Origin of the sequence: Tianweitania sp. (assembly GCF_032053605.1) — a bacterium.
GTDB lineage: Bacteria > Pseudomonadota > Alphaproteobacteria > Rhizobiales > Rhizobiaceae > Tianweitania.
The window spans coordinates 1-20,609 of the sequence record NZ_DAMBUH010000001.1 but is presented as its reverse complement, the minus strand read 5'-3'; the positions used below and the strand labels follow the sequence as shown (position 1 = coordinate 20,609).

The following is a 20,609-nucleotide window of genomic DNA, read 5'->3' as shown; positions in this document are numbered from 1 at the left end:
TCCAAAAAGATGCGGTGATCGCCGCCCGATAGTACGAGGGACCGTCGGTAAGACGATTCCACCATATGCCCGAGCACAACGCCCAGGATCAGCGGCAGGAAGGGGAAGCCAGCGCGCCGCATACAGTAGCCGACCAGGCCCATGGCCAGCACGAAGCCAACATGGAATAAGCTATGGTCAAGTGTGTAAACACCTGAGAGTATGAGCGCGAGGATGAAGCCCGCCAGGTAGGGGCGAGGGCGATTGACCAGCCAGACACAGACAGGCAGCAGCAGGATCCCGAAGAGAAGTTGGCCTACGATTGCCACGAACGAGCCAAGGTAAAGGCCCATGACGACGTCCCCGTTCTGCTCGAAAAGACGCGGCCCGGGCAAAAGACCATGGATTAGGAATCCTCCCAACAGAACCGCGGTCGAGTTGGAACTGGGAATGCCAAACGACAGGAGGGGAATGAGCGTTGTGCTGGCAACGGTGTTGTTGGCGGTTTCAGGCGCCGCGACGCCTTCGATTGAGCCTTTGCCGAACTTCTCTGGCTCCTTCGACCAGCGCCGGGCTTCGTTGTAGGATAGGAAGGCTGCGATCGAACCACCACCGCCGGGGGTCAAGCCTTCGAAAAGGCCCATCAGACACCCAATAAATTGCGAGCGCCTGAGCCGCTTCATAAGCGCCCAACTGGGCAGCCGGACCCGAATCTTTTCCTTCAGCTGAGTTAATTCAGAAGAGCCCGACTGAATCATTAGTTCGCTCAGCGCGAACACTCCGACCATGACCAAAACTGGTTCCACGCCGCCGAGAAGCTCGGGAATGCCAAAGGTAAAGCGGTTGATCCCGGCGATCGGGTCAGCGCCCACGGTTGCAATCATCAAACCGACCACAGCCGCGGCAAGACCTTTCACCAACGAGCCGCCCGTCATAGACGCAATCACGCTCAAACCCAGGATGCCGAGGCCAAAATACGAAGTTGGGCGGAAGGCGAGTGCGAGCCAGGAAAGCGGCTCTGTCATTGTGACAAGCATCACCAAACCGAACATGGATCCAAGGAACCCAGACCAAAGCGAAATGCCCAACGCCTCGCCCGCTCTTCCCTGCCGCTTCATCTCATAACCATCGATCACGGTCGCCGCAGCGGAATTCGTGCCGGGCGTGCGAATGAGGATGGCAGGAATCGAGCCGCCATACTCCGCGCCGATGTAAACGGAGGCGAGCAAAACAATCGCGGTGATCGGTTCCATCGTATAGGTAAAGGGTAGAAGAAGTGCCATCGTGATCGATGCGGAGATGCCGGGAAGGGCGCCTCCAAGAATTCCCCAGACAAGCCCGATCAAGGCGGCGGGAATGACCCAAGTCGTGGTAGAAAGGGTCCAGAGTAGTTCAAGCGTAGCCATAACTCTGAGCCTTCAGAAGGAGAGGGCGGAAAAGAGCGCGCCAGCAGGTTGGGCAACGCCGAGGAGTTTGTTGAACAGAAGCCAAAAGAGCACGCCGCCAAAAGCTGCCGCAGCAAACAAGCGCCAACCGAGCCGTGCTCCTTCGTATAGTGCTATCGCAGCGATCAGCACTGCGATCGAAATCGCATAACCAAGAAAAGGCAGGATCAGGATATAGCCCGCCCCGATCGCCAGTAAGCCCACCGCGCGACCTATGGGTGCTTCGGTGCGTCCATCGTCTTCTTCGTCGTTAGCGGCAAGGTCGGCAGCTGGGGTCCGCAGATTAAAAACCGCACGCGCAGTCAGGATCAGCGCTAGAAAGGCAAGCAAGCCTGCGAGAACCACCGGCAATCCGCGGGGGCCAAAAGCATCATCAAGCATGCTGTTCGGGATAGCTTCGGCTGTCCAAAAATAGCCGGCAGCCAGGGCGAGCAGCAGCAGGCCGCTTACAAGTTCCTTGTTCATGATTGTTTTTCCGCACTAGGGGAGGCGGGGTACTATCCCGCCCGCCGATGCCTTATTGAATCACGCCGGACTTCTTCAGGAAGTCGGTGGTTGTGGCGACGAACTGGTCAACAAAGGCAGGGTAGCGCGTGTGATCGATGAAGTTCGCTACCAGGCTTTCTTCCTCATAGGCCTTCTTGTATTCGGGATCGGCAAGAACGGCCGGCGCAGCCTTGTCCCAGATCGCTGCCACGTCGTCAGGCAGACCCTTCGGAGCGGCTAACCCTCGAAATTTCTGCAGGACCACGTCGTAGCCGCTGTCCTTGACCGTGGGCACATCCGGAAAATCTTTCAAACGTGCGGGATTGAAGGTCGCGAGAAGCCGGATCTGCTTGCCCTCGATCTGGGACCGTAGTTCCTGGATCTCCCCGATGCCGACGTCCAACGTGCCGTTGAGCACGTTGATCATCATCTCGCCGCCGCCTTCATGCGTCACAATCGCCGCATCGACGCCAGCGGCCGCCTTCAATTGCTCGGCAGCCTGGCGCTCGAGGGATGCCGGGTTCGCGGTTCCCCAACGGCCCCGCGTTTCTTTCGCATGCGCGATCACGTCGGCCAGCGTTTTGTAGGGGCTGTCAACCGCCGTATATACGACCTCGCTGTCGGTGAAGAAGTTCACCACAGGCTGTAGTGCGTCATACTTGTATGTGGGTGAACTCAGCAGCGACGTGTAGATATAGGTTGGCGTCGTAGCATAGAAGATCGAGCCGTCAGCGGGCGACTGTGCGAGCCGAGCCATGGCCTTGGCGCCGCTTCCGCCCTGAACGTTCTCGACAACGAAATTCGTGTCGATCTGCTTGCTCAGGTACCGCACCAGTTCGCGCAGGAAAACGTCGCTGCCACCGCCGGGGCTGGAATGGGTGACGAGCGTTACCACGTTATGCGGGTAAGCCAGCGGCTCGGCTAAAGCCGGTGCGGACAAACAGATGATGGCTCCAAAAGCTGAAAGTGCCTTCTTCACGATGTTTCCTCCCTGTTTTCTTAAGGCCCCGCTCCCATGAGGCCGGCGAGTGCTTCAAACTATTCGGCTTTGCACTTCTTGCGTCGTGGCAGAAGCGTCGGCGCCTTCGCGCATGGTGCGTTCGATGACACGGTGTCGACCCTGCTCAACATGTTCAAAGCAAGCACGTCCTGCAGCCTCGACGTCACCCTTTGAAATCGCCTGCACAATGGTCTCATGTTCGCGGTTCGACACTTCGAGCGTGTCGCCAAACATCAGGTTGCGGGCGCGAAACAGCCGCAGACGCTTTACCAGCATGCGGTACTGCGTCGCCAACGTGCGGTTTCCCGTCGCATCCACAATGAGTTCGTGGAAGCTGAAGTTCAGCGGGAAATATAGTTCAAAGGCGTGCGTGGCCGCGGCGTCGTTCATCTGAGCATGCAGTGTCCTAAGTCGAGCAAGCTCGCCGGGGTTGGCACGCATAGCCATTAGGCGTCCAGCTTGAGCGAATAGAGCAGCGCGCACTTCGTAAACTTCGAGCGCTTCGGCAACCTCGATCCGTCGCACAAAGGCTCCGCGATTGGGGACAACCTCGATAATCCCAACCGCATCAAGCGCGCGCAAGGCTTCCCGCACCGGACTGCGGCTGACCTTGAAGCGTTCGGCCAGCTGGAACTCAGCTATCCGTTCTCCCACCGCCAGTTCACCGTTCAGGACCATCGCCTCGATCTCCTGCTCCAGCACGGACGCGAGCGACGTGTTGCGGATCAAGGAGAAAGAAGCGCGGATATCATCCATAGCCACATGAGTATTCCGACAACAAAATATTGTCAACAATATTCAATTCAGTTATGTCTTTTAGCTAGCAATGGAGGGTCACATGTTTAGAGATCTGGATGGACGGGTGGCGCTTGTGACAGGCGCATCCCGCAACATAGGTCGTTCAATTGCCGTGGAGTTGGGCGCCGGTGGGGCTCGAGTTATGGTCCATGCCGCGCGCGATGCCGAGGGCGCGGAAGAAACCGCGGAACTGGTGCGCCAAGGTGGAGGTCAGGCGCAAGTGGTGCTTGGTAATCTTACCGAAGAACAGGCGCCGGCTCGCGCGGTCCAATCGACGCTCGACGCTTTTGGGCAACTCGACATTCTCGTCAGCAACGCATCGGTGCGTCCCGAGGCTAATGTCCGCAGCCTCGATTTTGCCGATTGGCGCAAGGTGATGGCGTTGACGCTCGATGCGGCGTTCCTTCTGGTCAAAGCCGCGATCCCGGCACTTGAGCGCAGTTCCGCTGGGACGGTGGTTCTGATCGGCGGCATGACAGGCCACAGTGGTGCGGCAGACAGGATTCATGTGGTTTCGGCGAAGGCAGGGCTGACCGGCTTTGGCAAAGCCTTGGCCCATGAGCTCGGATCAAGCGGCATCACGGTCAACACCGTCGCACCCGGCTTGATCGAAACGAAACGCACCACGGCCGATCCCGCGCATCATGCGAGCCGCAGCAATCCGCTTGGACGTCGCGGTACGCCGGAAGAAGTGGCGGCCGCCGTGCGGATGCTTGCGGGCCCCGGTGCGCGCTTCATCACCGGTCAAACTCTGCACGTAAATGGCGGAGCGTTGATGGTTTAAGCCAGCGCCATGCGACCGGCGCCTCTCCTTCAAGCTGGTTTGTTGATCGCCCTGACGATCGGTGCTGCGGGGAGCGGGGCGTTCATCCTGCGAGCCCTGCATATCCCACTTGCGTTCATCCTAGGAGCGATGATCGGCGCAGCGACCATCGCCAATCTCGTGGCACCCATGAAGGGCGGGCGGGCGATGCGATGCATCAGCCAACTTTTCGTTGGCGCCTCCGTTGGCGTCTTGCTCAGCCCGCAGGTCATTCGCGCCCTGGTTGAACTTTTTCCGTTGATGCTCCTAATCGCCGTCGCCGGCAATGGTATGGGGCTTCTCTTGGCCATACCGGTTTCCAAGCTAAGCCGGATCGACCACTTGTCGGGATTGTTGTCTTGCCTGCCTGCTGGAATGGCGGAAATGGCGACGCTGGCGCACGAGATGGGAAGCGACGAGCAGAGCGTAGCGATCATCCATACACTGCGTGTGCTGATCGTTTTAAGCCTGGTGCCTGCATGGTTGTTCCTCACCGGACATCCGCCGGTCAACGTCACTGTGGCTGATCAATCCGCAACGGCTGATTTTTCGGTTCTAACCGCCTTGATCGTGGTGTCGCTGGTCGCCGCTTGGCTCGCAACGCGGCTTCGGGTCATCAATGCCTTCATTATCGCGCCGACTATGGTCTGCGTGGCTTTTGTTGCGCTGGGCGCAAGAGTTCCTGCGGTCCCGCAGCCCTTGCTGATCGCAACACAAATCGGCATCGGCGCTTCGCTCGGGCTTCGTTTTCGCTTCAACAAGATGCGGCACATGCCACATGCGGTATTGGGCGGGCTGGTATCCGGGCTGATACTCGTCTCCGCAACCATGTTCGGTCTCGGCCTTGCAATCGAACACAGCGCTGGGCTCGACCATGTCTCAGCTCTGCTGGCGGCCGTACCTGGCGGTCTTGGTGAGATGATTGCCACTGCAAACGCCTTGGGTTTGGCCGGAGCCGTCGTTGCAGGGTTCCAACTCACGCGTTCGATTTTCACGAACCTGATAGTCGCGCCTTACGTGCGAAGCTATGTCAGCCGAAAACGCTGAGCGGGTGAGTGAGGGGACTTTCTGCAAAGTCAAGTGGGAGGTATGTGCGCCTTTGTTACCCCGTACTAGGCAATTGTGCCTGATCATCTAACGACGGAAAAGCAAGCAGGAGCAATAAACACTATTTGTAGATAGTAATCTGTTGACAATTAACTTTGCTTCGCCTTAGCTGCTCTCTCTGACAAGCATGCCTGGAGGAGGCGTGCTTTTTCGGATTAAGCTGGGAGGCAGAATGGCTTTTCTCGAGCTCGACGGGCTGACGAAGCGCTATGGCGACTTCGTTGCCGTGAAAGGCATTAACCTATCGGTGGAGCGTGGCAAGCTCGTGTGTCTGCTGGGACCTTCGGGCTGCGGCAAGACAACGACTCTGCGTTTGATCGCGGGTTTCGTTGGCGCGAACGGAGGCGCCATTCGCGTCGACGATCGGGTCGTGTCCGAAGCTTCGGGCACGGTTCCTCCCGAAGCGCGCAACATGTCGATGATCTTCCAGTCTTATGCGCTGTGGCCGCACATGACGGTCTTCGGCAATGTGGCTTATGGCTTGAAGCTTCGCCGGTTGCCCGGCGCCGAGATCGAACATCGCGTCCGCGAAGTTCTCGCCGCCACGAAACTGACCGAGCTGGCCGATCGCTATCCGGCGGAGCTTTCGGGTGGCCAGCAACAGCGCGTGTCGCTCGCAAGAGCGCTGGTGGTGAAGCCCCAGATCCTCCTTCTCGACGAGCCGCTGTCCAATTTGGACGCCAATCTGCGTGAAGAGATGCGCTTCGAGATCCGGCGTTTGCACGACGAGTTCCGATACACCACCGTCTACGTGACGCACGATCAGTCCGAAGCCATGACAACAGCCGATTTGATCGTGGTAATGAGCCAGGGGATCATCGAGCAGGCCGGCACGCCTGAAGATATCTACGAGCGGCCGGAGTCCGAGTTTGTTGCCCGCTTCATCGGCGGCACCAACATCCTGAAAGGCCCTGCCAATGCGGAGCGGACCGTTGCGGTGCCAGATGGTCCCGTGCTGCGCTGTGGCAGCGGCGAGGTGGCTGTCGGGAAAGACACAGCCGTGTCCATTCGCCATCATGACATCGTGCTGTCCACCGAACAGCCTGAGATGCAGAGCAACGCCGCGCCTGGCACGGTTCAACGCCAGATCTATCTGGGCTCCCATCGCGATTACCTGGTGAGCTTGTCAAACAATGAAGTGATGCGGGCTGTGGCCCCTGTCAGCGTCGATATTCCGGTTGGAGCGCCCGTCTGGTTGCGCTTCCCCGAGGAGCATTGCCGTGCGCTAGCCCGCTGATCTGTCCGGGTTCGCATGCGCAGGTCGTCAGCGGCTGGCCGGAGGAGCCATCCGCCTCAACTGGAGGAGAAGAGCATGTGGAAGCAAGGTATCGCGGGCTTACTACTCGCGGCAACGACGTCGTTTACGGGAGGTGTGGCATTCGCTCAGGCGCCCGCTCCGTATGTGGTCACGCCCGAACTCGAGCAAGCCGCCAAGTCGGAAGGCAAAGTCGTCTTTTACACTGCGACCGATGTGGCGGTCGCCGAAGCCCTGGCCGCATTGTTCCGTCAGAAATACCCTGAAATTCAGGTCCAGGTCGAGCGCGCGGGGTCCGAGCGCGTTTTCCAGCGCATCGGTCAGGAATATTCCACCGGCATCTACAATGCCGATGTGATCGAAACGTCCGACGCGGTTCATTTCGAGTATTTCAAGCGTGAAGGCTGGCTCGAGCCGACCCTGCCGCAGGAAGTCGCCGACAAATGGCCGGCCGACGAGAAGGATCCGGACGGCAACTTCGCCGCTTACCGCGCGCATCTCTCCGTCTTGGCCTATCGCACCGATCTTCTGCCTGAAGCAGACGTGCCCACCACTTGGACCGATCTTCTCGACCCCAAATACAAAGGCAAGATGGTCAAGGCGCATCCTGGTTACAGCGGCACCATCATGACAGCGACCTACGTCCTGAGTGAGAAGCTCGGCTGGGATTATTTTGAAAAGCTCGGCGCCCAGCAGGTCATGCAGGTGCAATCATCGACGGAGCCTCCCAAAAAGCTGGCGCAAGGCGAGCGTGCACTTGAGGTGGACGGCAACGAATACAATATCTTCCGCCTCCAGGAGGACGGTGTCCCCATCAAGATCGTTTATCCCGCGGAAGGAACCCCCTTGGCCGTGGGAAATGCCGCCGTGCTGAAGGAAGCGCCCAACAAGAACGCCGCGAAGTTGTTCTACGCGTTCCTGTTCTCCAAGGAAGCGCAGCAACTCAACAGCGACAGCGGCGGCCTGCGTTCGTTTCATCCGGATGTCGTCGAAAAATCGACGCGGACACCCTTGAAGGACATCGCCATCCTGCATTCGGATCCCGTTGCGCTGGAAGAGAAGCTCGACGAGATCAAGAGCAACTACGAGCGTTATTTCGGGACCTGATCACATGACGGCCCTTACCGCTCAAGGAGCACCCTCATCAGATCGACGCAAGCGCGTCGATCTGTCATGGCCGGTTTTTGGCTTGCTCGCAGTGTTGCTAAGCGTTCTGGTCATCCTTCCGCTTTTCTGGCTCGCTTTCTACAGCTTCCGGAACGATCGCGGCGGCGGCTTTACGCTCAACAACTACGCCAGTCTTATCACCGACCCAACACTGCTGCGGGCATACGGCCTAGCGATTGGCATGGCCCTCAGCGTCGGCGTCTTGTCGTGCCTCGTCGCGACCCCGCTTGCCTGGCTGGTGGCGCGTACGGATCTGCCGGGGCGACGATTGATCCGCATGTTGGTGACCGCGTCCTTCGTCACACCGCCCTTTCTCGGCGCGATCGCCTATGAAATTCTGGCTGCCCCCAATAGCGGCCTTATCAATATCCTGTACCGCAAGCTGTTTCGGCTGGATCAGGCGGCCTACCTCGTGAACATCTACACGTTCACTGGGCTGATCTTCGCAATCGCCTGCTTCACCTTTCCTTACGTCTTTACCCTGGTTGCCAACGCGCTCGATCGTGTGCCCTCCGATCTCGAGGACGCTTCCTCAATTCTCGGCGGCAAGACCATGACGACGCTGCGCAAAGTGACGATCCCCATGGTGCTGCCAGCCATGCTGGCGGGCACGTTGATCGCCATCCTGCAGGCTTTGACGATGTTCGGTTCCCCGGCGATCCTCGCCTTGCCGGCAGGTTTTCATGTCATCACAACCAAGATCTGGAGCCTGTTCCAGTTTCCGCCCAAACCCGGATTGGCTGCGGCAGCCGCGATCCCGCTGCTCGTGATCACCGTCATTCTTCTGCGCAGCCAGAAGATGATCCTCGGCAGGCGCGGTTATACGGTGCTCGGCGGAAAAAGCGGCGCTCCAAGGATCACCGAGCTGGGCAGCTGGAAGTGGCTCGCGGTGTTGTTCACCGTGTCTGTCCTGTCTCTCACGATCTTTCTTCCTTATTTCGCCATCGTCAAAACCGCGTTCACCCAAACGGTCGGCGACGCACTCACCTGGGAGACAATCACGCTCAGCCATTGGCGCTTCGTGTTCTTCGAATTTTCCGCAACGCAGCTCGCCCTGCGCAACACCTTCCTGCTTGGTGTACTCACGGCCACGATCGTCACGGCCATTGCCTTGATCGTTTCTTATCTCGTGACGCGGCGCTCTCTGCCCGGTGCTGGTTTTCTGGGGGTGCTTGCCACAGCGCCGATCGCCATTCCGGGCATTGTACTGGGCGTCGGCCTTTTCCTGTCCTATGCCAATCCGACGTTCCAACTTTATGGCACGCTGTGGATCCTGTTGATCGCCTTCATGACCATTGAGTTGCCGGCGGGCTACCAGCAGATGTCATCGGCCTTTTCCGGAGTGCATCCAGAGCTTGAGGAAGCAGGCCGCATCTTGGGAGCCTCCCGCCTCAAGACCTTGTGGGACATCACGGCACCCTTGCTGCGAACCAGTGTTGTCGCCGCGTGGTGTTTCGTTTTTGTCGGCACGATCCGCGAACTGTCCGCGACCATCCTGCTGACAACGGCCAACACGAAGCTCGTTTCGGTCATTATCTACGATCTCAACGAGAGCGGCGACCTGGGCGCTATCTGCGTACTCGGCATCGTATTGCTGGCTGCCTCCTTCGCGGTGGTTTACGCCGCCAATCGTCTCCCTGTGCTTGGTGGTTCGCAAATGAACGCGCGCGGTTGACGGGTTCTGCCGTCGCCTTCGCGCCTCAGCTTTGCTAAGGGAACAAACAGGCCGCCATGACGCGGCCTGTTTCTTTTCCGGCTTTTAAACGGCGAACCCATGTCACAGCCTTCGCATCCCAACATTTCCGCCATCGATTTCCTGCGCACTCGGTCGCTTGCCAATGTCGTGCAGGCAGAAATCGAACGCATGATCATCGACGGGGAGTTGAAGCCGAACGAGCGCCTTAACGAAAATGCGCTGTCTCAGAAGCTTGGCGTGAGCCGCGGCCCCATCCGCGAGGCTTGCAGCGCCTTGTCGGCAATGGGATTGATCGAGATCATTCCCAATCGCGGCTTCTTCATTCGCGCCTTGAGCAATGACGAGGCGCAGGACCTTTCGGAAGCGCGTGCCAGCGTGTTCGGCTGCATGGCCATGATGCTGGCGGAACGGATCAAGGAAGAGGAACTTGCGATCCTGCGGGCTCTTGTCGACAAGATGGAGGAGCTGGTCGGACTTGGCGACGTCCACATTTATTATCCGGTCAATCTCGAATTTCACCGACAGATTGCGACCTTGTCGGGAAACAAGCGCCTGGCGGGGATCTATGGGAGTTTCGTGCGCGAGCTTCATATTCAGCGCTATCGGGCGCTTTCGAGTCCGGATGTTCTTCACGTATCCAACCTGGAACACCGCGCGATCGTCGATGCGTTGGAAAAGCGCGATCCCGTCGCGGCCCTGGTCGCAGCGCGGTCTCACATCATGAATGGCATCGTTCGCACGCGGCAGGCAGGCCAGCCGTAGCCCGCATCGAAAACTGTTGACAATTAACAAACGTGTGGTCATGTAGCAGCATTCTTCGAGGGAGGAGCTGCCATGAATCAGACAACGCCGGTGGAAACGGGCCTCACGCGCCAAGTCGCGACCTTCGTCACTCATACCAAGGGCGGCGACTTGTCCGCCGAACTCGTGGAATTGGGTAAGAAGTCGATTCTGGATGGCTTCGGCCTGGCGCTTTCCGGATCGGTTGCCCGCTCGGGCCAACTCGTGCGGCGGCATCTGGATGATCTCGGTCTTTCCGAGGGTGCTGCCACCGTGATCGGCATGGGCCGCAAGGTCGCGCCGCGTTTTGCGGCTTTTGCCAATGGCGTCGGTGTTCATGCGGATGATTACGACGATACCCAGCTCGCCGTCGCCAAGGACCGGGTTTACGGCTTGCTGACGCACCCGACCGCGCCGGCCCTTCCGGCGGCCTTCGCGGTGGCGGAAGTCACGGGCGCATCGGGCGCGGACTTCATGCTTGCCTATCACCTTGGCGTCGAAGTCGAGTGCAAGATCGCCGAGGCAATCAACCCTCGCCATTATCAAACCGGCTTCCACGCCACGGCGACTTGCGGCACCTTCGCGGCGGCGGCTGCGGCGTCCAGATTATTCGGCTTCGATGCCGAAACCACCGCGCGCGCACTGTCCATCGCGGGCAGCCAGTCCGCCGGACTGCGCGAAAACTTCGGCACGATGACGAAGCCCTTTCACGCCGGTCGTTCATCCGAGAGCGGCGTCGCGGCAGCCCAGTTTGCCGACTATGGCTGGACAGCGACGAGCGAAATCCTTGAAGCCCCGCGCGGCTTCTTCTCCGCGGCAGGCGGCGGCTACGACCGCAATGCGATCGAAGGCAAGCTTGGTGCGCCATGGACCTTCGTGTCCCCCGGCGTTTCGATCAAGCCGCATCCGTCGGGATCCCTGACCCATCCCGGCATGACTGAAATGGCGCGGCTGATCCGCGAGCATGACATTCGCGCCGAAGACGTCGCGCATGTCCGCGTCGGCACCAATTCGAACATGCCGAACGCGCTGATCCATCACCGTCCCAAGGATGAACTGCAGGCAAAATTCTCCATGGAATTCTGCATGGCGATCCTGCTGCTCGATCGGCGCGCCGGGCTCAACGAATTCACCGATGCAGCCGTGGAACGCGAAGACGTCAAGCGGATGATCGAGAAGGTGGACTTCGTGATCGACGACGAGGCGGAAGCTGCTGGCTACCACCTGATGACCACCATCATCGACATCGAGCTGAAAGACGGCCGCACGATCAAGGGGCGTGCGGATTTCGGCAAGGGCAGCCCGGCTTTCCCGATGAGCTATGATGAAGTGGCCGACAAATTCCGGGAGAACGCCGAGTTTGCCGGCATGGGCCGCTGCCGCGCGGACGAGATCGTGGAGCTTGTTCGCCGTCTGGAAACGCTGCCTTCCGTTGCTCCGCTGGCCGAGCGCCTGATTACCGTTTCGTGATTGTCGGAACCCTGATGCAGAATATTGAAGTCACTCGGCAACTCGCCGCCTGGGTCGTCGGCCTCAACAACGAGGATATCCCGCAAGCGGTTCGCACGGAGGGCGTGCGAACCTTCGTCAATTGGCTCGGCTGCGCCGTTGGCGGAGCGCACCACGAAACGGTGGACCGCGCGCTCGAAGCCGTGAAGCTTTTTGCCGGCGAAAAGCGGGCGCAGGTCATCGGTCGAGAGGAGCGTCTCGACGAGCTTCATGCGGCGTTGATGAACGGCATCTCCTCCCATGTGCTGGATTACGACGACACGCATCTGAAGACGATCATCCACCCAGCCGGTCCTGTGGCGTCCGCCATCCTGGCGGTGGCCGAAACGCGCGCCGTGTCGGGCCGGGATTTTCTCACCGCGCTGATCGCCGGCGTGGAAGTGGAATGCCGCATCGGCAACTCGGTTTATCCCCATCATTACGATCGCGGTTGGCACATCACCGGCACCGCCGGCGTGTTCGGGGCGGCCGCAGCGACTGGCAGGCTGCTCGGTCTCGACGAAACGCAAATGGTCTGGGCGCTTGGCATCGCCGCCACACAGTCATCTGGCCTTCGCGAAATGTTCGGCACGATGTGCAAGAGTTTCCATCCCGGTCGCGCGGCGCAGAACGGCGCCATGGCGGCATTTCTGGCGAAAGCCGGCTTCGATTCGTCCATGCGCTCGATCGAGGCACCACGTGGATGGGCGAATGTCCTGTCCACCAAGCAGGATTACTCCGAGATCCTGGACGGGCTCGGCCGGAACTGGGAATCCGCTCTCAACACCTACAAGCCCTATGCTTGCGGCATCGTCATCCACCCGGCGATCGACGGCTGCACGCAGTTGCGCGAGCAACTGGGCGGTCGGGTCGCAGACATCCAGTCGGTCGCCCTGCGCACCCATCCGCTGGTGCTGGAGCTGACGGGCAAGAAGACGCCGCAAACCGGGCTCGAGGGTAAGTTCAGCGTTTACCATGCGGCCGCAACGGCGCTTCTGCACGGCGACGGCACACCCACCGCCTTCACCGATGAAATGGTGCGAGATCCCCAGGTTATCGCGCTACGCGACCGGGTTTCGGCGCAAGCGGACAAAGCCATGCATGAGGACGCGGTCTTCATCACGCTCACCATGCAGGATGGCGAGCGCATCGACCTGGACGTTCCGCATGCCATCGGCAGCCTGGAACGGCCGCTGACAGATGCCATGATCTCGGAAAAGTTCACGCGTCAATCGAGCCCGGTGATCGGCGCGGACAAGACTACCGCCTTGATCGAAAAGGCCTGGTCGCTCGAGACCACGGCCGACATGCGCGACCTCGCGCTTTCTTCGGCGGCCTGAGGAGCAACGGGAATGACAGCCACGCATCTGACCATAGGCATTCTCGAGGGCGACGACATCGGCCATGAGATCGTTCCGGCGGCCGTGGAGGTCATCCGCGCCGCTGCTGAACAAACGGGCCTGGCCATCGACTGGCGCCCAATGCCGATCGGCCGGCGCGCCCTCGACCAGCATGGCTCGACGCTGCCCGAAGGTACGCTCGAAACACTGTCCACCTTCGACGGCTTCATACTGGGCCCGATCGGTCACCAAGCCTATCCGAAGGGAGCGGGTGCCATCAATCCGCACCCGATCATGCGCAAGCATTTCAATCTGTTTGCGAATGTGCGGCCAACCAAGTCCTTTCCGGGACTGGGTGCGCTTCGCGACGACATCGACCTGGTGATCGTGCGCGAAAACAATGAAGGGTTCCAGCCCGATCGCAACGTGGTGGCCGGCTCAGGGGAGTTTCGGCCCACTGAAGACACCACGATTTCGGTACGCGTGATTACCCGTCAGGGCTCTTCGCGCGTCGCGCGCGCGGCCTTCGAGATAGCCCGGCAACGGCGCAAGAAGCTGACGCTCGTTCACAAGAACACGGTGTTCAAGCTCGGCTGCGGCATGTTCGTGGAAGAATGCTACAAGGTGGCCAAGGAGTTTCCGGACGTCGCCGTCGATGAAGTCATCGTGGACACGATGGCCATGCGCCTCGTTCGCGACCCGCAGACCTTCGACACGGTGGTCACCACCAATATGTTCGGTGACATCCTGACGGACGAAGCGGCGGGACTGGTTGGCGGTCTTGGCATGGCGCCCGGCCTTTGCATCGGCGAGGGTGCGCTCGCCATGGCTCAGGCCACCCATGGCTCGGCGCCCGACATTGCCGGCAAGGGCATCGCCAATCCCTTCGCCATGATCGAATCCGCCCGGATGATGATCGAATGGCTCGGCCATAACAGGAGCATCGCGCAAGCCGTGGAGGCCGCTGCCCTTGCCGAGCGCGCGATCGCAACGGCGCTGGCCGAGCCTTCGACGCGAACCGGCGACATTCGCGGTACCGGTAACACGGCGGACATGACGCGCGGCATCGTTGATGCCATCAGGTCGGATGCGTCTGCCCGGGCGGCCTGATCGTTTGGGCGCTTGGTTTTATGTCCGAAACGGGCTGGCCGGGATGCGGTATTCGTCGCGTTCCGCCGCGTCTAACTGTTTGAGCAAGCCCGTTTCCCAATCGAGATAGCGACGTGCTGCTTCCAGATTGCCATTGTGGCGGTCATGGACGAAGAACAGGAAGTCGATCGCTTCCGCGTCGGAAGGCTGGTCCGAGGTCGCGATGATATCGAGGCCCTGTCCGCGCCAGGCTTCCACATCTCCGCCGACCCGCCGGATGTCGAGCGCGCCCGATGCGGCGAGATCCTGTGCTACCGGATCCACCAGTTCCGCTGGTCCTGCAAGCAGACAGGGCATGGCCATGTACAGCCGCATGGCCTGTATTTGCGGCCGAATGGCCCAGCGCGCGCCATCGAGATGGCCTGCACGATAGGCGGGCGAGGGGCGAACATCGAGCAGGTGAGCGCTGCCGCGCGCCGCCATGAACGTCGCGTGTCGCGCGTCGATCCCCCGCAAGGGCAGTGTCGTACGCTCGGTTTTGCCCACGCTCCCTTCGTCGAGCGGAGTGCCTGCAAGCACGAACACCTCATAACCGAGCATGCGCAGGAACACCGCAGTGATGGCACCGCGCAGGCCTGTATCATCCACGAGCACGAGACGTGCCCGGCGCACGCCGATCCATTCGTCGGTGGCCTGGGCAAGCTGGACGGCGGGCGCATGGACCGCGTCGTGGAGGGAGCCCGCGTCGAACTCTTCGGCCGTGCGGACATCGAAAATGTAGAGCGTGCGCGATTGGTCGGCTCGAAGCTCGGCGAGGCGGTCGAGGTCGATGGCTTGTATGTCGCGCTCTTTCATCAAGGCGTGAGCCCGCGACGCGCTGAGATGCAAGTTCTCGGCATCGAGCGGATGTAAAGGTTGCGGGATGGCTCCAAGGTCGAGAAGACGCCCGGAAAGCGCCCAGCCCTGTGTCCCGTTCTCGAGCGCAAGCACCGGGTTGGAAACGCCGGCAAGCGCGAGGCCGGCGGCTCCGATGATCGAGCGGGTGCGGCCGGCGCAATGGATGATGACCGGCACGTCTGGATCCGCCACGGCCTGCCTGAAGCGGTGCGGCAACTCGGCGTTGGGCAAGGAAATGGCGCCAGGGATGCGCATCTTGCGATGCTCGGAAGCGGGTCGGGCATCGAAAAGCTGGAACGGATGGCCACCTTCGACCATGGCCGCAAAGTCATCGATGCCGATGCGCGGCACGTGCCATTCGTGCTCGACCAGCTCGCCGAGGGTCTTGCTGGGCACATTGACGCCCTTGAACAAGTTGAAGTTGGCGCGTTGCCACGCTTGCGCACCACCGTTGATCCAGGCGACGTCGCCATAGCCCATTGCAGTCAAAAGGCTTGCCGCGCGCTCTGCCGTTCCGTCGGCCTGGTCAAGCAGCACCACGGAAACGGCCAGCCTCGGCACCAGAAGCCTGACTTTTTCCTCCAATCTGCTGAACGGGCAGGAAACGGCGATAAACGGATGGCCTTCGCCATATTGCCCGTGTTCGCGGATATCGAGAAAGGCCACTTCGCGCGTCCTCTCATGCACGATCGCCTTGGCTTGCCGCGCGGTGATGGGACCGGTCACGATCGACTGCCCGGCATTTCTGGCTCGCTGCCGGAAAAGAACGCATGCAGGGCCGGGCCGACGATATCCGGCCGCTGCTCCGCGGGATAATGCCCTGTTGGGACAGCTGCGCCACGCAGGTCGTTGGACCACCGGCTCCAGCTTTCCATCGGTTTGAGATGCCGGCCGACATGGCTGTTGTCGCCCCACAGAACGAAAACCGGGCAACGGATCTTCCGCCCGGCCTCGAAATCCGCTTTGTCGAACGCATAGTCCAGCGACACGGTCGCGCGATAATCCTCGCAAACTGCGTGGATCTGCTCGGGCGTGGTGCAGCGAACATATTCGGCAAAGGCTTCCGGCGCGAAAATGGAAAGCCCGACGCCTTTCTTGTTCAGCTTGTATTGGATGTAATAATCGAGATCGGCGCAAATCAGCGTCTCGGGGAAGGGGGCTTTCTGAGCCATGAAGAACCAGTGGTAGCTTTCCAGCGCCCAGCCCATCGTCACATGCGATAAAAGATCGAGCGTCGGCACGATGTCCAGCGCGGCCATCCGCATGATGGCCTCCGGTCGATCGAGCGCCATGCGGAAGGCGACCCGGGCACCGCGGTCGTGACCGGCCACCGCGAAACGATCGAAACCGAGCTGGCGCATTACCGAAAAATTGTCTTCACCCATGGCTCGGAAAGAATAGGCCGCATGGTCCTCGCCTCCGTCGGGCTTCGAGCTGTCGCCGTAACCCCGGAGGTCCAGCGCAACCACGGTGAAGGAGCGCGCCAACAAGGGCGCGACCTTGTGCCAGCTGACATGCGTGAGCGGGTTGCCGTGCAAGAGAAGGAGGGGAGGCCCGCTTCCGCCGACCGCTGTGTGGATCTCCGCCCCTGCCGTTTGAACGCGCTCCACCCGGAAGCCGGGTATCAGCGGGTGCGGTCGGTTTCCGGCTGGTTTGCCGGGTTGGTTGCTTTCTGGATTCGGCATGGATCATCCTCCCGTCCTTCCCATCAGAAAGCCTCCGTCCATCACATATTGTCAACAGTTTATAATTGACAGATCGTGCTCTGGCTGCGTACGGGTGAGGCGTTCAGGGAGGACCGACCATGCGCGAACACCGTATTGCAGCCATTCCCGGAGACGGCATCGGCGTTGAAGTGGTGCGCGCGGGCCTTCAGGCCTTGGACGCGGTTGCGCAGCGCGATGGCGGCTTTCGCTTTGCCGTGAAGGCGTTCGACTGGGGTTCCGACCATTACAAGCTTCACGGCGTGTTCATGCCGGCCGATAGGCTGGACGAGCTGAAACGCTTCGATGCCATCTTGTTCGGGGCCGTTGGCGCGCCGGATGTGCCGGATCATCTCACGCTTTGGGGCTTGCGGCTCGCGATCTGCCAGCCCTTCGATCAGTATGCCAATATACGCCCGACCCGCATTCTACCGGGCATTCGCACGCCCTTGGAAGGGATTTCGGCCGCCGATCTCGATTGGATGATCGTACGCGAGAATTCCGAGGGGGAATATGCCGGCCAGGGTGGCCGTTCCCATAAAGGGCTGCCGGAAGAAGTCGCCACCGAAGTCGCCATTTTTACCAGGGCCGGCGTAACGCGGATTATGCGGTTTGCGTTCGAAACGGCGCAAAAGCGGCCTCGTCGCAAGCTCACCGTCGTCACCAAGTCCAACGCCCAGCGTTATGGGCTGGTTCTGTGGGACGAGATTGCGGCGGAGGTCGCGGCCGATTTCCCCGATGTGTCCTGGGACAAGATGCTGGTCGATGCCATGACGATCCGCATGGTGATGCACCCGGCCTCGCTGGACACGATCGTCGCAACCAACCTGCATGCGGATATTCTGTCCGACCTCGCAGCTGCCCTGGCCGGCTCCATCGGAATTGCTCCCACGGCCAACCTCAATCCCGAAGGCCGCTTCCCCTCCATGTTCGAGCCGATCCATGGCTCGGCTTTCGACATCACGGGCAAGGGGATCGCCAATCCCATCGGTACTTTCTGGTCGGCCAGCCTGATGCTTGAGCATCTCGGCGAAACGGCTGCGGCCGAGCGTCTGATGCGTGCGATCGAACGCGTGACGGGTGATCCGGCCCTGCACACGCCGGATCTCGGCGGCACGGCCACGACGAGCCAAGTCACCGACGGCGTCGTGCAGGCCGTGCTTGGTGACAACCTTTAAGGAAGGACGATCAGCCATGAAACGGATTGCAGTGATTGCGGGTGACGGCATCGGCACCGAGGTCATGCCGGAAGGCGTCCGTGTTCTCCAGGCAGCGGCGGAAATTTTCGGGCTCGAGCTCGCCTTCGATCACTTCGATTTTGCCTCCTGCGATCATTACGCCCGGCACGGCCGCATGATGCCGGAAAACTGGAAGGATCTGATCGGCGGCCACGATGCCATCTTCTTTGGTGCGGTGGGCTGGCCCGACACCGTGCCCGACCACATTTCTCTATGGGGTTCGCTGCTCCAGTTCCGGCGCGAATTCGATCAATATGTGAACCTGCGGCCAGTGCGCTTGATGCCGGGCGTTCCATCTCCGCTGGCAGGCAGGGTGCCTGGCGATATCGATATCATGATCGTGCGTGAGAACACCGAAGGCGAGTATTCTTCCATCGGCGGAACGATGTTTCCCGGCACGGAGCGAGAAATCGTCATCCAGGAAACGGTGATGAGCCGGATCGGAGTGGACCGCGTGCTGCGCTACGCGTTCGACCTCGCGCAAAGCAGGTCAGGTAAGCATCTCACTTCGGCAACCAAGTCCAACGGCATCTCGATCACCATGCCTTACTGGGATGCCCGGGTGGAGGCGATGGCGGAACACTTCCCCGACGTACGCTGGGACAAGTACCATATCGATATTCTGTGCGCGCATTTCGTGTTGAATCCGAGCCGTTTCGACGTGGTCGTCGCTTCGAACCTGTTTGGCGACATCCTGTCGGATCTCGGCCCGGCTTGCACCGGCACCATCGGCATCGCGCCCTCGGGTAACATCAATCCGGAAGGGAGGTTTCCATCGCTGTTCGAGCCGGTGCACGGCTCCGCGCCCGATATCGCCGGCAAAGGCATAGCCAATCCGGTAGGCCAGATCTGGGCCGGAGCGATGATGCTGGAGCACTTCGGCTACGTTGAAGCAGCAACGGCGATCGTATCGGCAATCGAACGCACGCTGGCTACGCCCGAAGGCCGTACCCGCGATCTTGGCGGCAATGCAAGCACCAACGAGTGTGGCCAGGCCGTTCTTGACACCTTACGGACGCTTACCCGGGAAGGAATACGCTCATGACTGACACGCGCCCGATCCTTGCTCTGACCATGGGCGATTGCACCGGCATTGGTCCGGAAATCACCGCCCGGATATTGGCGGAAGGTCGCATGCGCGACGATGCCCGCATCGTGCTGATCGGCGACCGCCGGGTCCTGGCTCGAGGCGAAAGCCATGCCGGTGTTTCCTTGCTCACGCGCAGCTACGATCAGCCTTCAGCTGTGGATTGGGCCGACGACACCATTCCCTTGATCGATCTCGGCAACACCGATCCCGATCTTTTTCCCTCAGGTCAGGTCAGCGCGGAAGCGGGGCGCCTGTCCGGGGATACGCTGGCTGGCGCGATCGAGTTCGCGCGGCAGGGACAGGTACAAGCCATCAGCTTTGCACCGCTTAACAAGCGCGCCATGTTCGATGGCGGCTGGAAATTCCCGGATGAGCACAAGATGTTCGCCCATCTGCTAGGCCATACCGGCTATTTCAGCGAGATGAACGTCCTTGATCCGTGGTGGATGTTCCGCGTCACCTCGCATGTCGCCTTGCGGGACGTCGCTGATGCCATCACCGAAACTTCCATCCGGAACGCAGTGGAACTTGCGGTGACAACAATGCGCAAAGCGGGCATCGAGCGACCCCGCCTGGCGGTTGCCGCGCTCAATCCCCACGCCGGCGAAAGCGGGCTCTTTGGCACGGAAGAAATCGAGATCATCCGCCCGACGGTGGAGGCAATGGCCCGTGAAGGCTATAACTGCGAAGGGCCGTTTCCTTCCGACACGGTGTTTCTGAAGGCGTTTGCTGGCGCCTATGACGGCGTGCTTTCCATGTACCACGACCAAGGTCAGATCGCGACCAAGCTGAAGGGCTTCAACAAGGGCGTGACCGTTACGGCGGGCTTGAACACGATTTTCACGACGCCTGCCCATGGCACGGCTTTCGACATCGTCGGCACGGGTCAGGCAAGCGGCAGCGCCCTGGAAGCGGCCATCACCATGGCTGCCCGCTTGGTTCGCCTGTAGCACCGACCTTGAGACGGCTGGAAGTGCCGCATGATCATACAGCCCTTGGAACTCTGCTGGTTCCTGCATTGCAGACGGCAAGGTTGTGCTCGATCAGGAGTGGTTTGACTGCAAGGTTCTCGGACAGAACCGCTCGACCCAGCACAAGTAGCCGAAAGGTCGGCCTGATGACGAGGTTTTCACTGCCGAGATCATCCGGCTCTCCTCCCGCTATGGCCGCTTTGGCTATGGCCGGATCACCGCAACGCTGCGATCCGAGGGTTGGACGGTGAACGCCAAACGTGTCGAGCGCATCTGGC

The 20,609-nt window shown here is 60.6% G+C and carries 18 protein-coding genes and 1 pseudogene; 13 read left to right on the top strand and 6 right to left on the bottom strand.

Annotated elements, in window-relative coordinates:
- From RTX98_RS00095 to RTX98_RS00080, 4 genes are all read right to left on the bottom strand, one after another.
- Positions 1-1,385, bottom strand: a 1,385-nt coding sequence (locus tag RTX98_RS00095; RefSeq protein ID WP_312793732.1) for a tripartite tricarboxylate transporter permease, incomplete at its 3' end; no start/stop codon positions are given.
- A gap of 12 nt (positions 1,386-1,397) precedes the next feature.
- A complete protein-coding gene (locus RTX98_RS00090) occupies positions 1,398-1,889 on the bottom strand; it encodes a tripartite tricarboxylate transporter TctB family protein (protein WP_312793730.1) in 492 nt (163 codons plus the stop codon).
- Positions 1,890-1,941: 52 nt separating this feature from the next.
- The gene (locus RTX98_RS00085; RefSeq protein WP_312793728.1) at positions 1,942-2,889 is read right to left on the bottom strand and encodes a tripartite tricarboxylate transporter substrate binding protein; all 948 of its coding nucleotides are present in this window, start codon (positions 2,887-2,889) and stop codon (positions 1,942-1,944) included.
- A gap of 54 nt (positions 2,890-2,943) precedes the next feature.
- A complete protein-coding gene (locus RTX98_RS00080; protein ID WP_312793726.1) occupies positions 2,944-3,639 on the bottom strand; it encodes an FCD domain-containing protein in 696 nt (231 codons plus the stop codon).
- Between the two features lie 109 nt (positions 3,640-3,748).
- Here RTX98_RS00080 and RTX98_RS00075 point away from each other — a divergent pair, with 109 nt between their 5' ends.
- The 9 genes from RTX98_RS00075 (at position 3,749) to RTX98_RS00035 (ending at position 14,453) form a co-directional block, all read left to right on the top strand.
- Positions 3,749-4,492 (top strand): SDR family NAD(P)-dependent oxidoreductase, encoded by a 744-nt coding sequence (locus RTX98_RS00075; RefSeq protein ID WP_312793724.1) that lies wholly within the window; start codon positions 3,749-3,751, stop codon positions 4,490-4,492.
- A gap of 9 nt (positions 4,493-4,501) precedes the next feature.
- Positions 4,502-5,557: an AbrB family transcriptional regulator gene (locus RTX98_RS00070; RefSeq protein ID WP_312793722.1), complete on the top strand. Its 1,056-nt coding sequence runs from the start codon at positions 4,502-4,504 to the stop codon at positions 5,555-5,557.
- Positions 5,558-5,789: 232 nt separating this feature from the next.
- Entirely contained in the window at positions 5,790-6,854 is a 1,065-nt protein-coding gene (locus RTX98_RS00065) for an ABC transporter ATP-binding protein (protein WP_312793720.1), read from the top strand.
- A gap of 75 nt (positions 6,855-6,929) precedes the next feature.
- Positions 6,930-7,979: an ABC transporter substrate-binding protein gene (locus tag RTX98_RS00060; protein WP_312793719.1), complete on the top strand. Its 1,050-nt coding sequence runs from the start codon at positions 6,930-6,932 to the stop codon at positions 7,977-7,979.
- A 4-nt stretch (positions 7,980-7,983) separates the two neighbouring features.
- Positions 7,984-9,714, top strand: coding sequence for an iron ABC transporter permease (locus tag RTX98_RS00055; protein ID WP_312793718.1), 1,731 nt, complete (start codon positions 7,984-7,986; stop codon positions 9,712-9,714).
- A gap of 99 nt (positions 9,715-9,813) precedes the next feature.
- Complete coding sequence (locus RTX98_RS00050; RefSeq protein ID WP_312793717.1) at positions 9,814-10,497, top strand: GntR family transcriptional regulator; 684 nt, start codon at positions 9,814-9,816, stop codon at positions 10,495-10,497.
- Positions 10,498-10,569: 72 nt separating this feature from the next.
- Complete coding sequence (locus tag RTX98_RS00045; protein WP_312793716.1) at positions 10,570-11,985, top strand: MmgE/PrpD family protein; 1,416 nt, start codon at positions 10,570-10,572, stop codon at positions 11,983-11,985.
- 14 nt (positions 11,986-11,999) lie between these two features.
- Complete coding sequence (locus RTX98_RS00040) at positions 12,000-13,343, top strand: MmgE/PrpD family protein (RefSeq protein WP_312793715.1); 1,344 nt, start codon at positions 12,000-12,002, stop codon at positions 13,341-13,343.
- 12 nt (positions 13,344-13,355) lie between these two features.
- Positions 13,356-14,453, top strand: coding sequence for an isocitrate/isopropylmalate dehydrogenase family protein (locus tag RTX98_RS00035; RefSeq protein WP_312793714.1), 1,098 nt, complete (start codon positions 13,356-13,358; stop codon positions 14,451-14,453).
- A gap of 18 nt (positions 14,454-14,471) precedes the next feature.
- On the opposite strand, the gene RTX98_RS00030 is transcribed toward RTX98_RS00035, so the two are convergent.
- Positions 14,472-16,055 carry a rhodanese-like domain-containing protein gene (locus RTX98_RS00030; RefSeq protein WP_312793713.1) on the bottom strand — a complete coding sequence of 528 codons (1,584 nt, stop codon included), beginning with the start codon at positions 16,053-16,055 and terminating at the stop codon, positions 14,472-14,474.
- A complete protein-coding gene (locus tag RTX98_RS00025) occupies positions 16,052-17,014 on the bottom strand; it encodes an alpha/beta hydrolase (protein ID WP_312793712.1) in 963 nt (320 codons plus the stop codon). Before RTX98_RS00025 ends, RTX98_RS00030 begins: the two co-directional genes overlap by 4 nt.
- Before the next feature lie 119 nt (positions 17,015-17,133).
- Here RTX98_RS00025 and RTX98_RS00020 point away from each other — a divergent pair, with 119 nt between their 5' ends.
- The 4 genes and pseudogenes from RTX98_RS00020 to RTX98_RS00005 all read left to right on the top strand — a co-directional run.
- Complete coding sequence (locus RTX98_RS00020) at positions 17,134-18,210, top strand: tartrate dehydrogenase (RefSeq protein ID WP_312793710.1); 1,077 nt, start codon at positions 17,134-17,136, stop codon at positions 18,208-18,210.
- 16 nt (positions 18,211-18,226) lie between these two features.
- Positions 18,227-19,315, top strand: coding sequence for a tartrate dehydrogenase (locus RTX98_RS00015; RefSeq protein ID WP_312793708.1), 1,089 nt, complete (start codon positions 18,227-18,229; stop codon positions 19,313-19,315).
- Positions 19,312-20,310: a PdxA family dehydrogenase gene (locus RTX98_RS00010; RefSeq protein WP_312793706.1), complete on the top strand. Its 999-nt coding sequence runs from the start codon at positions 19,312-19,314 to the stop codon at positions 20,308-20,310. The genes RTX98_RS00015 and RTX98_RS00010 overlap by 4 nt, the downstream gene beginning before the upstream one ends.
- Positions 20,311-20,419: 109 nt before the next feature.
- A pseudogene (locus RTX98_RS00005) lies at positions 20,420-20,609 on the top strand (IS3 family transposase); the annotation flags it as partial.